Origin of the sequence: Enterobacter wuhouensis (assembly GCF_035835995.1) — a bacterium.
Taxonomy (GTDB): Bacteria; Pseudomonadota; Gammaproteobacteria; order Enterobacterales; family Enterobacteriaceae; genus Enterobacter; species Enterobacter wuhouensis.
Map to the genome: position 1 here is coordinate 2,103,163 of NZ_CP142124.1, position 12,673 is coordinate 2,115,835.

General features: G+C 55.9%; 11 protein-coding genes. 3 read left to right on the top strand and 8 right to left on the bottom strand.

What is annotated here, in order from left to right; translation table 11 throughout:
• Positions 1-52 precede the first annotated feature (52 nt).
• Entirely contained in the window at positions 53-1,081 is a 1,029-nt protein-coding gene (locus VPX56_RS10105) for a Mal regulon transcriptional regulator MalI (protein WP_131634492.1), read from the top strand.
• A 101-nt stretch (positions 1,082-1,182) separates the two neighbouring features.
• Here the strand turns inward: VPX56_RS10105 and VPX56_RS10110 are convergent, their stop codons facing one another.
• Positions 1,183-2,709: a YdgA family protein gene (locus VPX56_RS10110; RefSeq protein WP_326471480.1), complete on the bottom strand. Its 1,527-nt coding sequence runs from the start codon at positions 2,707-2,709 to the stop codon at positions 1,183-1,185.
• Positions 2,710-2,808: 99 nt separating this feature from the next.
• Positions 2,809-3,984 carry a mannose-6-phosphate isomerase gene (gene manA, locus VPX56_RS10115; RefSeq protein ID WP_326471482.1) on the bottom strand — a complete coding sequence of 392 codons (1,176 nt, stop codon included), beginning with the start codon at positions 3,982-3,984 and terminating at the stop codon, positions 2,809-2,811.
• A 199-nt stretch (positions 3,985-4,183) separates the two neighbouring features.
• Here manA and fumA point away from each other — a divergent pair, with 199 nt between their 5' ends.
• A complete protein-coding gene (gene fumA / locus VPX56_RS10120; RefSeq protein ID WP_131634495.1) occupies positions 4,184-5,830 on the top strand; it encodes a class I fumarate hydratase FumA in 1,647 nt (548 codons plus the stop codon).
• A 182-nt stretch (positions 5,831-6,012) separates the two neighbouring features.
• On the top strand, positions 6,013-7,407 hold the full coding sequence (gene fumC, locus VPX56_RS10125; RefSeq protein ID WP_326471484.1) for a class II fumarate hydratase: 1,395 nt from the start codon (positions 6,013-6,015) through the stop codon (positions 7,405-7,407).
• Here the strand turns inward: fumC and tus are convergent, their stop codons facing one another.
• The 6 genes from tus to VPX56_RS10155 form a co-directional block, all read right to left on the bottom strand.
• A complete protein-coding gene (gene tus, locus VPX56_RS10130; RefSeq protein WP_131634497.1) occupies positions 7,408-8,337 on the bottom strand; it encodes a DNA replication terminus site-binding protein in 930 nt (309 codons plus the stop codon). It lies immediately after the preceding gene.
• Positions 8,338-8,411: 74 nt separating this feature from the next.
• On the bottom strand, positions 8,412-9,710 hold the full coding sequence (gene rstB / locus VPX56_RS10135) for a two-component system sensor histidine kinase RstB (protein WP_326471487.1): 1,299 nt from the start codon (positions 9,708-9,710) through the stop codon (positions 8,412-8,414).
• 29 nt (positions 9,711-9,739) lie between these two features.
• Positions 9,740-11,020, bottom strand: coding sequence for a site-specific integrase (locus VPX56_RS10140; RefSeq protein ID WP_326471489.1), 1,281 nt, complete (start codon positions 11,018-11,020; stop codon positions 9,740-9,742).
• Complete coding sequence (xisR, locus tag VPX56_RS10145) at positions 11,020-11,235, bottom strand: excisionase family protein (RefSeq protein ID WP_047647992.1); 216 nt, start codon at positions 11,233-11,235, stop codon at positions 11,020-11,022. The genes VPX56_RS10140 and xisR overlap by 1 nt, the downstream gene beginning before the upstream one ends.
• 64 nt (positions 11,236-11,299) lie before the next feature.
• Positions 11,300-11,542 (bottom strand): DUF4060 family protein, encoded by a 243-nt coding sequence (locus VPX56_RS10150; protein ID WP_048979543.1) that lies wholly within the window; start codon positions 11,540-11,542, stop codon positions 11,300-11,302.
• 38 nt (positions 11,543-11,580) lie between these two features.
• Positions 11,581-12,666 (bottom strand): RecT family recombinase, encoded by a 1,086-nt coding sequence (locus tag VPX56_RS10155; RefSeq protein ID WP_326471492.1) that lies wholly within the window; start codon positions 12,664-12,666, stop codon positions 11,581-11,583.
• Positions 12,667-12,673: the final 7 nt, after the last annotated feature.

The window sequence follows — 12,673 nt, forward strand, 5'->3', positions numbered from 1 at the left end:
CGTATTGATAAAACGTTTTACCGATCTCATTATCAGGGAGTCACGCCAAGACATGGCCGTAGCGAAAAAGATCACCATTAACGATGTCGCCCTGGCGGCTGGCGTCTCTGTCAGTACCGTTTCGCTGGTGCTGAGCGGGAAAGGGCGTATATCTCCTGCGACCGGTCAGCGGGTTAACGAGGCGGTTGAGCAGCTGGGCTTTGTGCGTAATCGCCAGGCATCAGCGCTTCGCGGCGGGCAAAGCGGGGTGATTGGTTTGATTGTTCGCGACCTGACGTCGCCGTTTTATGCAGAGCTGACCGCCGGCTTAACGGAAGCGCTTGAGGCCCAGGGGCGAATGGTCTTTCTGCTGCACGGCGGGCGCGAGGCCGATCAGCTTCTCTCCCGGCTGGATATGCTGCTGACGCAGGGCGTTGATGGCGTGATTGTTGCCGGGGCGTCAGGCGTCGGCAGTGAATTATGCGAGCGTGCCGCAGAGAAGGGCGTGCCGCTGGTATTTGCCTCCCGCGCGAGCTATCTGGATGAAGCCGACACGCTTCGTCCGGACAACATGCAGGCGGCACAAATGTTGACCGAGCATCTTATTCGTCGTGGACATCAGCGCATCGCCTGGCTCGGGGGGCAAAGTTCATCCCTCACGCGAGCCGAGCGGGTCGGCGGCTACTGCTCAACGCTTATCAAATACGGGCTACCGTTCCACAGCGAATGGGTGGTGGAGTGCGAATCCAGCCAGAAGAAAGCCGCAGAAGCAATCGGTTCGCTGCTGCGCGCCAGCCCCACCATTAGCGCGGTGATTTGCTATAACGACGTGATTGCCATGGGCGCCTGGTTTGGCCTGATCCGCGCAGGGCGTCAAAGCGGCGAGGGTGGGGTTGAAACCTTCTTCGGCCACCAGGTGGCGCTGGGTGCGTTTGCGGACGTCGGCGAAAATGCGCTCGACGATCTGCCGATCGTCTGGGCCACCACTCCCGCGCGCGAGATGGGTTACACGCTGGCGGACAGGATCATGCAGCGCATCGAAAATACGGACGTGCAGGCCGGACACCAGATTGTGGCGGCGCGGCTGGTGACGGTAAAATAACCTCCGCTTTGCACGGGCCTACAACGGCCCGGAGTCGTAGGCCGGGTAAGCGTCACCGCCACCCGGCAATAAAAAACCCCTCATGCGAGGGGTTTTGCTGTTTACTGCTGTGGTACCGCAGGCGGCGCTGCCGGTTCAGCCGGTTCCGGCATCCCGAGCGTCGGCATACCAAACATCCCAACGAAGTCTTCCAGCGGCATTTTGTCGCCGTTGAGGGTCACCTGGCCGCTGGCATACTGCAGGCTGGTGGAAATGGTATTGTCCTCCACCTTCGTGATGCGGAACATTTGCCCCATCGCTGCCAGGCCTTTCACCTGCTGGTTCGCCAGCTTGCCGGCATCTTCTTCACCGTAGCCTTCCAGCTTCGCAATCTGGGTCATGAACTCGGTTGCCATGTCCATCGGGATGGTCAGCTTGCTGTCGAGGGACTTCACGCTGCGATCCACTTCCTGCGCCAGCGTCTGCGGCTCGCCCGTCGCGGTTGCCGGATCTTTCAGGAACAACGACAGGTTGAAGTTGGTTTCGCCTTTTCTGTTTTTCCAGCTCAGCGGCGCGACGGTGATGACCGGCTCGCCCTTCAGCAGGATTGGCAGGTTATTGAACAGCACGGCCATGGCCTGCTGCTGATACACAACCGGATTTTGCTGAAGCGCGGCGTCGCTCAGCAGGGCCTGGCTCTCTTTGCTGTATTTCTGGCTAAACTCATGCCACGCCTGACCGTCGATGTTGCCGATCTTAAGCGACAGCTTGCCGTTGCCGAGATCCTGGTTCTGCACCTTCAGGCTTTTCAGCGTGTAGTCGAGCTGGGTGTTGATGCTCTTCCCGTCTTTAGAGACGTCGGATTTGCCATCAAGATCCATCCCTTCCAGCACGGCCATCTCTTTGCCTTCAATCGCAATCGCGACCTTATCCAGACTCAGCTTCTGATCGCCAATGCGTTCGTCAAAGTCAGTCATGCGGCTATTGCCGCTGGCTTTGAGGTTATTGAACGTAAGCTGCACTTTCTGGTTGTACTCATTAACGGCATTGACCAGACCGCTCTCTGCGTCACCCGTCAGGGAGACATTTTTTCCATCGCGGTCTGCATCCAGTTTGAAATTACCGCCGCTGAAGGCAACTTTTTCATTACCTTTTTCGTAGTTCAGCGCTTTCAGATCGATATTAGAACTCGTATTCCCGGAATAGCCGATACGGGTGTTGATCTCAAAAGGCGATTCGTCTTTTGCCAGATCGAACAGCGGTTTTGTCACCTCGTTGTTCACCAGCACGGTCTTCGCTGACGCCATTGACGGGAGCAGATTTAAGGTTTTTAGCTGCGCCAGCGGAAGCGGGCCGTGGCTTACCACTTCATCCAGCACCACGCTCTGGCCCGGCTTCAACCACGCGTTGGTATTGCCCGCGACGGGTTTGACCACTACCTGCATATGGCTGGTAAACACGCCGCGCTGATAATTCTGGTAGCTCAGCTCCAGACCGGCTTCAGGCGCGCTGCGCTTAATTTCGCTGTTCGCCTGCGCCATCATCTCTGCCAGACGGCTTTCCAGCTGCTTGCCGGTAAACCAGGAAGCTCCCGTCCAGACCACCCCTAAAGCAACAATCACGCCTACCGCTACGACCGATTTTTTCATTGCGACTATCCCTAAAATGAAACCAGGCGGTAAAAACCGCCCGGAGATGTAAAGTCTTTAACTAGCTTAGCAAGAGTTGTTAAAAAATTCAGTAAGTCCTTAAAGCTTATTGAAAACGCGGGCCAGACGACCGTGGCCGCTGATGCGAACAGGAGACTCATTCGCCGCGACAAAGGCCGACTCGCCCGGCTTCAGCGCCAGACGCTGCTCCCCCTTATGCAGAACCGCTTCGCCTTCCACACAGAACAGGATCGCCGCGCTGTCCTGCGCAATCGCCGTTTCTGCCTGGCTCAGGTCGTGCAGGGAGAAGGCAAAATCATCGACAGGAATAGGGAAGTCCAGCTCAGCGCCGTTTTTCAGCGGCTGAGTCAGCAGTTCGTCGGCAGGCTTCGCCACGAACTTCACGTTGGCGACCAGCTCGGGAATATCGATATATTTCGGCGTCAGGCCTGCGCGCAGCACGTTATCCGAGTTAGCCATTACCTCCAGCGCCACGCCCTGCAGATAGGCGTGCGGGGTTTCAGCAAACAGGAACATCGCGTCGCCCGGGTTCAGCTTGACCACGTTCAGCAGCAGCGGGGAGAACAGGCCGCTGTCGTCCGGGTAGAACGCGGATATCAGGCGAATGGTGTCCCACGGCTCGCCCTGCTGGCCGTTCAGCGTCGCTTTCAGCACCGCCAGGGCGTGAGATTTCTCTTCCCCCTGCATATTCAGCAGGCTGGCGAAAAGCTGGCTCAGACCCTCGGCATTGGGGTTTTCGAGGAAATGGGCAATCGCCTTGTTCGCGCCAGCAACAGGCTGCAGCAGCGAGACGATCTCAGAGAACTCGCGGAACGCGTTCATGGCCAGGAACGGGGTGAGGGCGAAAACCAGCTCAGGCTTATGGTTTGGATCTTTGTAGTTACGCTCGGCGGCGTCTAACGGGATGCCCGCCGCGTTCTCTTTCGCAAAGCCGATTTCTGAGGCTTTCTTGTTCGGGTGAACCTGAATGGAGAGAGGCTGGTCGGCGCACAGCACCTTAAACAGGAACGGCAGTTCACCAAAGCGGCTGGCAACCTTGTCGCCGAGCAGTGCGGCCTTATCGCCATCAATCACGTCACGCAGGCTGCGAACCTGGCCGCTGGCGTCTTCAATTTTTGAGCTGCTCTTCGGGTGCGCGCCCATCCACAGTTCTGCCATCGGCAGGTTGTCCGGATTGGCGACCCCGTAGAGATCCGTTAACGCAGTTTTACTTCCCCAGGCGTAGTTTTGCACTGAGTTGATGAGTTTTTGCATTATCAAGCCCTGATTCAAATGTGGAATTAACTTCGGGTATTAAAGCAATAAACCGCGTGGAAGTAACCTTCGGATGTAAAAAGTCGTACTAGTCTCAGTTTTTGTTAAAAAATTGTGTAGGATAAGCTAACTCGCTTTTAAGCCGGGCAGCGGAACATCTGCCCTGAATAATCAGACCTACGCAGTAAGTGAGAGAACAATGTCGAACAAACCATTCCATTATCAGGATCCTTTCCCCCTCAGTAAGGATCGGACCGAGTATTACCTGTTAACCCCCGATCACGTTTCCGTCTCCGAATTCGAAGGGCAGGAAATCCTTAAGGTTGACCCGCAGGCGCTGACCCTCCTGGCGCAGCACGCTTTCCACGACGCTTCCTTTATGCTTCGCCCGGCGCACCAGCAGCAGGTTGCCGATATCCTGAGCGATCCGCAGGCCAGCGAGAACGATAAGTACGTTGCGCTGCAGTTCCTGCGCAACTCGGATATTGCGGCAAAGGGCATTCTGCCAACCTGCCAGGATACCGGCACCGCGATTATCGTCGGTAAAAAGGGCCAGCGCGTCTGGACCGGCGGCGGTGATGAAGCTGCGCTGGCGCACGGCGTCTACAACACCTACATCGAAGATAACCTGCGCTACTCGCAAAACGCGGCGCTGGATATGTATAAAGAGGTCAACACCGGTACCAACCTGCCGGCGCAGATCGATCTCTACAGCGTCGACGGTGACGAGTACAAATTCCTCTGCATCGCCAAGGGCGGCGGTTCAGCCAACAAAACCTACCTCTACCAGGAAACCAAAGCTTTGCTCACCCCGGGCAAGCTGAAAAACTACCTGGTTGAGAAGATGCGTACCCTCGGCACCGCAGCGTGCCCGCCGTACCATATCGCCTTCGTGATCGGCGGTACTTCGGCGGAAAGCACCCTGAAAACCGTCAAGCTGGCCTCAACCAAATATTATGACGGCCTGCCAACCGAAGGTAACGAGCACGGTCAGGCGTTCCGCGACGTTCAGCTTGAGCAGGAGCTGCTGACCGAAGCGCAAAATCTGGGGCTCGGCGCGCAGTTTGGCGGTAAATACTTCGCGCACGACATCCGCGTGATCCGCCTGCCGCGCCACGGCGCATCCTGCCCGGTCGGCATGGGCGTCTCCTGCTCGGCGGACCGCAACATCAAGGCGAAGATCAACCGCCAGGGCGTGTGGATCGAAAAACTCGAGAACAACCCGGGGAAATACATCCCGGAAGAACTGCGTAAAGCGGGCGAGGGGGAAGCGGTTCACGTTGACCTTAACCGTCCGATGAAAGAGATTCTGGCGCAGCTTTCGCAGTACCCGGTTTCGACGCGACTCTCCCTGAACGGCACGATTATCGTTGGGCGCGACATCGCGCACGCGAAGCTGAAAGAGCGTCTGGACAACGGCGAGGGGCTGCCGCAGTACGTTAAAGATCATCCGATTTACTACGCGGGCCCGGCGAAAACGCCTGAAGGCTATGCCTCAGGCTCGCTAGGCCCAACCACGGCGGGCCGTATGGACTCTTACGTTGACCAGCTTCAGGCCAACGGCGGCAGCATGATCATGCTGGCGAAAGGCAATCGCAGCCAGCAGGTGACGGACGCCTGCCACAAGCACGGCGGCTTCTACCTCGGCAGCATCGGCGGCCCGGCTGCGGTTCTGGCGCAGGGCAGCATCAAGAGCCTGGAGTGCGTGGAGTACCCGGAACTGGGCATGGAAGCGATCTGGAAAATTGAAGTGGAAGACTTCCCGGCGTTTATCCTGGTGGATGACAAAGGCAACGACTTCTTCAAACAGATCCAGTCTTCTCAGTGTTCGGCGTGCGTGAAGTAATTCTGTAAATTGCCGGGTGGCGCTGACGCTTACCCGGCCTACATTCTCGTAGGTCGGGTAAGGCGAAGCCGCCACCCGACACCAATAAGAGCGCACAAAGCGCCATATAAGTCCTCAGAAGTCATCAATACTTATCTCTTAAGCATGTGAGCAATCCCTCTTTTGTTATCAAGGAGAAAGTAATGACAACGGTACGCCATGAGAAAGACTCGATGGGCGCGATTGACGTCCCGGCTGACAGGCTATGGGGCGCGCAAACCCAGCGTTCGCTGGAGCATTTCCGTATCTCTACCGAAAAAATGCCCGTCTCGCTGATCCAGGCGCTGGCGCTGACCAAGCGCGCGGCAGCCAGGGTCAATCAGGATTTGGGGCTGCTGGCAGCGGACAAAGCCGCGGCCATCATTAATGCCGCTGATGAGGTCCTGGCCGGTAAGCACCCCGATGAATTCCCCCTCGCCATCTGGCAGACCGGTTCCGGCACCCAGAGCAACATGAACATGAACGAGGTGCTGGCGAACCGGGCAAGCGAACTGCTGGGCGGCGTGCGCGGCATGGAGCGTAAGGTTCACCCGAACGATGACGTTAACAAGAGCCAAAGCTCAAACGACGTTTTCCCGACGGCGATGCACGTGGCGGCGGTGATTGCCATCCGCGAGCAGCTCGTCCCGCAGCTGAACGTGCTGAAAACCACGCTTAATGAAAAGGCGCAGGCCTTCCGCGATATCGTCAAAATTGGCCGTACGCACCTGCAGGACGCCACGCCGCTAACGCTCGGCCAGGAGATTTCCGGCTGGGTGGCGATGCTTGAACACAACCTGAAGCACATCGATCACGGCCTGCCGCATCTGGCGGAGCTGGCGCTCGGCGGGACGGCGGTCGGAACCGGGTTAAATACCCATCCGGAATACGCGGTGCGCGTGGCGGAAGAGCTGGCAAACATCACCGGACAGCCGTTTATGACGGCGCCAAACAAGTTCGAAGCGCTGGCAACCTGCGATGCGCTGGTCCACGTTCACGGCGCACTGAAAGGGCTGGCGGCGTCGCTGATGAAGATTGCCAACGACGTGCGCTGGCTGGCTTCCGGCCCGCGCTGCGGCATTGGCGAAATCAGCATTCCGGAGAACGAGCCGGGCAGCTCCATCATGCCGGGTAAAGTGAACCCGACCCAGTGTGAGGCCATGACCATGCTCTGCTGTCAGGTGATGGGCAACGACGTGGCCGTCAACATGGGGGGCGCATCCGGTAACTTTGAGCTTAACGTCTATCGCCCGATGGTGATCCACAACGTTCTTCAATCCGTACGCCTGCTGGCGGACGGCATGGAGAGCTTTAACGAACACTGCGCGGTGGGGATTGAGCCGAATCGCGAACGGATCGGCCAATTGCTGAATGAATCGCTGATGCTGGTGACGGCGCTCAATACCCATATCGGCTACGATAAGGCCGCCGAAATCGCCAAGAAAGCGCACAAGGAAGGGCTGACGCTCAAAGCTTCGGCGCTGGCGCTGGGCTACCTGACGGACGCCGAGTTTGATGCCTGGGTCCGTCCGGAAGCGATGGTTGGCAGCATGAAGTAATCACTCCGCCACGTACAGGTGCAGCCGCGGGATAATCAACTGCAGCGGCTGCGCCTGGGGCTTATAGCGATGCTGAACGTTTTCGGCATCGTAATTCAACAGTTCACCAATATCCGGCACCACCGCCCCCTGGTCGGCATCATATAGCGCAATCAGCGGCGTAGGGCAGGCGTATTGCACCTGCTTTTGCTGGCCGGAATACCAGACGCGGGCGATGGGCTGAACCTTCACCGGACGTTTGATTTTAAGGCGCGTGCTGGCCGGAAGCGATGCGATACTGTGATACTCCTGCTCCAGGCGCTCAATCCACTGCTCGCGCGACCACGGCGCGACCGTGCGCGGCGCCTTCAGGCTTTTTTCCAGCTGGGCAAGGATCTCATCGCGGGTGAAGTTTTTGATGATGTGCTTGTTGGCCCAGCCAAAACGGAGCGTGGCGGGGTGGCGGAGTACCGTCAGCGAACGATAGGCGTTAAGGGTAATGAGGCCCGGAAGCTGGCGATGCACCCACTCGAAGCGGGCCGCCGGGGCAAGGCCAGACTCCTCGGTGACGATCTTTTCAAACGCGGCTTTTAGCGCGTTGATATGCGCAATCTGCGCTTCCAGCGCCTCGCGCGCCGCGGTCTCCGTTTGCAGACAAATCACGCCGGGCAGGCGAACCGCCGCTTTGCTGCTGCGATGTTCTGACTGCTGTTGGATGAACAGTCGGCGATAGTGCTGCAGCGTCATCTCCAGCGCCGATTTGCCGATGTGCTGTTTCACCTCGATTGTTTCCAGCGGATCGTGCTCGGCACCTTTTGCCACGTCTGGCAGGCTGAATACCCGCGCGGCCAACAGACGGCAGGACTGCAAATGGTCAGCGAGGCTGAGCAGCTCGTGTTCTATTTCCCGAAATGTGGCGTTTAGCCTTTCCAGGAGGTCGTACGTCGCCATGATTTTCCTTAATTAGTTACAACATACTTACGGTATAGCACAGCACACCGGGTCAGGCCAGCGTGCGGTTATGGTCAGGCAGGTTGGGGAAGGACGATGTTATGGTAAACCGGCCAGCTAAAGCAGAAGCGCGCGCCGCCTGACGGGCTTTCGTCACAGCGAACGGTTCCGCCCATCGCCTGCGCGATGGAATAGACAATCGCCAGCCCCAGGCCGCAGCCGCCGGTAGCGCGATCGCGGCTGGGATCGAGGCGTACAAACGGCTCGAAGACGGTTTCACGCGCTTCCGGGGCGATGCCCGGGCCATCGTCGTCAACGGTTAGGCTGGCCTGATTTCCCTGCAAATCTAAACCAATCCGCAGCGTGCTTTCGCTGTAGCGCATGGCGTTATTGAGCAGGTTGTCCAGCACGCGCTCCATCAGGCGCATATCCAGCGCGCCGTAATCACCGGGAGCGATAGCGGTTAGCAGCGTCCGCTGCGGATTTACGCTCTGTACATCATCAATATGCGTCTGCAGCCAGGCGGGCAGGTCCGGCGTGCTGAGATTCAGCTCGTTTTGCGGCCGATCGAGGCGGGCATAGGTTAGCAGCTCCTCGATGAGCGCTTCCAGCTGGCCAATATCGCGATTCAGCGCCTGGTTCTCTGCCTCGGTGAGATTTTCGCTCATCTCCAGGCGGTAGCGCAGACGAACCAGCGGCGTTCGCAGCTCGTGAGCGATCCCGTCGATTAACTGTTTCTTGCTGGCAATTAGCGCATTAATATTATCAGCCATCTGGTTGAAGGCCACGCCCAGCCGGTCAAAACTGGAACCGCTGTCGAAGTGAATGCGCTCCGTAAAGTGCCCGTCGCCGAAACGCTGCGCGGCGGATTCCAGCTTTAGCATGTCCTGCCAGTGTGGCCGCATCCAGATGAACACCGGTAAGGCCAGCGAAATGGCAATAAATGCCAGCAGCGCCATGTCCAGCAGGCGCATCTGGTGCAGATAGTAAAGATAGGGAACGGGCCCCACGGCCAGAACGTAGTGGCTGCGCGGGATGCGCTGAATAAAGGTGTATTTTTCGTCCAGCGCCACGATGTCACCATCACGCAGGCGCTGCATGGTCGGCGGGTCTAAATCGAAATCCTTCATCGGTTCAATGCGCAGATCAAATGACAGGTTAAGATCCAGCTCTTTGAGGGTTCTGGCCCAGTCGTGCGGGGGGATCTCACGCAGCTCGCTGCGCATCAGATAGAGCGAGCTCTTCATCAAATCATCCAGCGACTGTCTGCCCGCGCGTTCGGCGGTAAATTTATAGACCAGCCCAACCAGCATGGTCATTACCAGAAAGCAGACAAACAGCAGGAGATAAAACTGCACAAACAGCTTTTTCATTAAATATCACCGGAAAATCAAGTAATTAACTACTTTGTTTTTACCTTCAGGGGCATTATAGGGGCATTTGCATATCCGCCAAAGCGCTGATTCAAAAATGATACCTGATCGCTATCGAGAGCATTTATCCACGCAGAGTATACATGGAAGACCATCTCTGCATTCTCATGACCCATCTGATTCGCTATAAAAGCAGGATTAGCACCTGCCGACAACATCCAGCACGCGTATGTATGACGCAGCTGATAGGGGCGTCTGCGGCGAATGCCCGATCGTCTTACAGTAATATCCCATAGTGACACAATTGAGCTGACTGAATAGTACGCAGCTTGCTTGCCTTTCTGAGGTCGAGGCATAAACACAAAGTGCAGTTTCTGCGTTTCCGTTTTACCGAACTCCCGGTGGTGAAAAGTGATTGGTACCTTAGGGGCACTCCCGGTAAGTTCCTTTTGAGCTCGCAAAGCCTCCAGAGCCGGCTCCAGTAACTTTATCGTCCGGTATCCAGGTTCGGTTTTGGGTGGTCCAAACAAACCTTCCTGAGTTAGATTGCGTGCAATCGTAGCTTCGCCGGAATTAAGATCGATATCCTCCCAGGCAAGAGCGCAAAGCTCCCCGGGCCGAACGCCGGTATAAGCGAAAAATTGCCACATGTTTTTCTGCTGAGCCGGAGCAGTCTCTTTCAACTGCTCAAACTCATGTCTCAGAAGCGGATCTGGTTTTGTTTGCCCTTTGCGAAGCCTTTTTATTCCGACATATGGTTGATATGAAATGACTTTATTTTTAACCGCATAGTCGAGGATTTGTCGCAGGATGGCCAGATAATAATCTACTGTTCTAACGGCGCGGCCGGTTTTATTTCTCCTCTTTTCGGGAGCATAGTTGGTCTCGCCAGTCAGTAATTCCTTTCTCCAGCCCAGAATGTCGCTGTTGGTGATGGATGCAACCAGCGTATCAGGGCCAATTAGTTTTGTTAACGTTCTTACAGCTATCCCATAGCTTCTTGTGGCATTGGGGGAGAGATCGATTTTATGGTTTTCATACCAGGCTGATGCAAGTTCGGCGAACGTCGTAATATTTTTAGATGCATAAAACTTTGCTGCTACCTTTGACTCCGGAAACACGCCCCGGTAGTCAAAAGTACCCAGCTGAATCTCGCTAACAATTTTGGCCCTTAGATTCCCGGCTTTTTTGAGATTCGAAGCATTTACGATCCATCCTTTCAATGTTTCTCGGCATCTAACGCCCTGAAACTTGAAACTAATTCGTATTTTATTGTTATGGATCTCAACACCCGTTGGCATTGCAGCCATTATGCCTCCTTCACAAACCTGTTAATGTTTGGGATGTTGTACCAGACAAGTCCTCGCTCTTCGGAGCTGCTTCCATCCAATGGGATTCTCTTAAAATGAACACCTTCTACCCAGGAGGTTTGGCGATAGCTTTTAATCTGACGATCGGTAAGGCCTGTCTTCTCTTTTAGTTTTGAAGCAACGCCCCATTCTGAATCGTAAATTACCTGCGACATAGTTCACCTCAGGTAACCGGCATGAGTATAGATATGCCGGTCTTTAGTCGTTGATATTTCAGTTTCAGTTTGCCTGGCCGGGCAGGGAACGTAGTCGGCGCATGCCAGTCATTGCTGTGGCCACGTAGCTTGCCTTGCAGTTGACCACTTCAACCCAGACCTTCACGCCTTCCACTTTCACCGTATAGGTCTCTTTCATCTTGCTACGCCCATAGTCACCATATCTTTGCTGGTGGGCTGCGAGTGCGATTTCACATGCCTGGCGAGCTAAAGGGGATTGCTTACTGCCTCGATTAATCAGTCGCATTTCTTCTCCTTGAGGGAGGGTTTCCCCTCCCGATCTCGTTAGTCCATGTATTCCGGTTTCATATCCGCCAGGGTAATGCTGAACTGACTATGCAGTTCGTCGCCCAGATGACGTTTCGACGATGCAAGAACGCGCTCTACTTCTGCGAACCGCTCAGCTGCATCGGGCTCATCTGAAGGTGGCAAGGAATTGATGGCTGCTTCGACTTTGTTCCGTGCATCAACCAGGTAATAACGCTTCACGGCCTTGTTTTTCAGCTCAGTGAACAGGGCAGAACCCAGCGTTGCTTTGACGGTTTCAATATCTGCGCGCAGAGCTTTAGCGCTATCCACATCCTGAGCCGCCTCGATGCGATCACGGAAATCATCAGCAAGTGCATCGATGTTTTGAGCTGATTCCTGAGCCGTTTGAGTAGTAGTGACGTTGTCACCTGAAATGTCTGCAAGGCTTACGTGCTGCGCCGGTACGGGGTTTACCTCTCGTTCTTCACGGCGATCATCGAGTTCATCCGGGGTGTAGACGCCCAGAATCACATCCGGGCAGAACAGCCTCGCCCAGCGTTTGACAGCCAGGTACGCCAGTTGCTGGCGAGGGTCGTCAGCCCAGAGGGTAGAATTTCGGGTACGGGCCTGAGCCAGCAGCAAATCGAGTTCCCTTGGCTGATCTTCACCTTTCAGGGTTGCGCGGATAATAATGCCGATCCTGGCTTCGTCAGCCAGGGTCCAGCCCGGGACGCGGTACTCGCCTTTGTCGCCTTTACGGATATTGAATTTTCCAACTACCTTTTCCCATGGCCCGTACCATTCATATTCAAAGCGGCTGGCCAGCACGCCGCTGCGTGAAATTACGGCATTAACCAGCTGCGCTTCATACCCGAGCACACCGTTAATCAGGTGCGTTTTCTGCGCCACGGCAAAGGGATTCATCTGCCACTGTGCTGCTTGCATCGCTACAGCCATGCAGTCGGCCTGATTACCCTGAAGGTGTTTAGGAACGGTCGCGATTCCTTGCGCCATGATCTGCGCGAACGTGCTGATGGCGTTCAGATACTGGGAATCGAACAAAGCCACGTTGGAGTTAATAACGGTATTCTGGTCAGCAACGGTAACGTTTGTGTTATGCATAAATCCC

Coding starts and splice junctions, on each gene's coding strand:
- VPX56_RS10105 (WP_131634492.1), top strand. CDS start 53: ATGGCCGTAGCGAAAAAGATCACCATTAACGATGTCGCCCTGGCGGCT.
- VPX56_RS10110 (WP_326471480.1), bottom strand. CDS start 2,709: ATGAAAAAATCGGTCGTAGCGGTAGGCGTGATTGTTGCTTTAGGGGTG.
- manA (WP_326471482.1), bottom strand. CDS start 3,984: ATGCAAAAACTCATCAACTCAGTGCAAAACTACGCCTGGGGAAGTAAA.
- fumA (WP_131634495.1), top strand. CDS start 4,184: ATGTCGAACAAACCATTCCATTATCAGGATCCTTTCCCCCTCAGTAAG.
- fumC (WP_326471484.1), top strand. CDS start 6,013: ATGACAACGGTACGCCATGAGAAAGACTCGATGGGCGCGATTGACGTC.
- tus (WP_131634497.1), bottom strand. CDS start 8,337: ATGGCGACGTACGACCTCCTGGAAAGGCTAAACGCCACATTTCGGGAA.
- rstB (WP_326471487.1), bottom strand. CDS start 9,710: ATGAAAAAGCTGTTTGTGCAGTTTTATCTCCTGCTGTTTGTCTGCTTT.
- VPX56_RS10140 (WP_326471489.1), bottom strand. CDS start 11,020: ATGGCTGCAATGCCAACGGGTGTTGAGATCCATAACAATAAAATACGA.
- xisR (WP_047647992.1), bottom strand. CDS start 11,235: ATGTCGCAGGTAATTTACGATTCAGAATGGGGCGTTGCTTCAAAACTA.
- VPX56_RS10150 (WP_048979543.1), bottom strand. CDS start 11,542: ATGCGACTGATTAATCGAGGCAGTAAGCAATCCCCTTTAGCTCGCCAG.
- VPX56_RS10155 (WP_326471492.1), bottom strand. CDS start 12,666: ATGCATAACACAAACGTTACCGTTGCTGACCAGAATACCGTTATTAAC.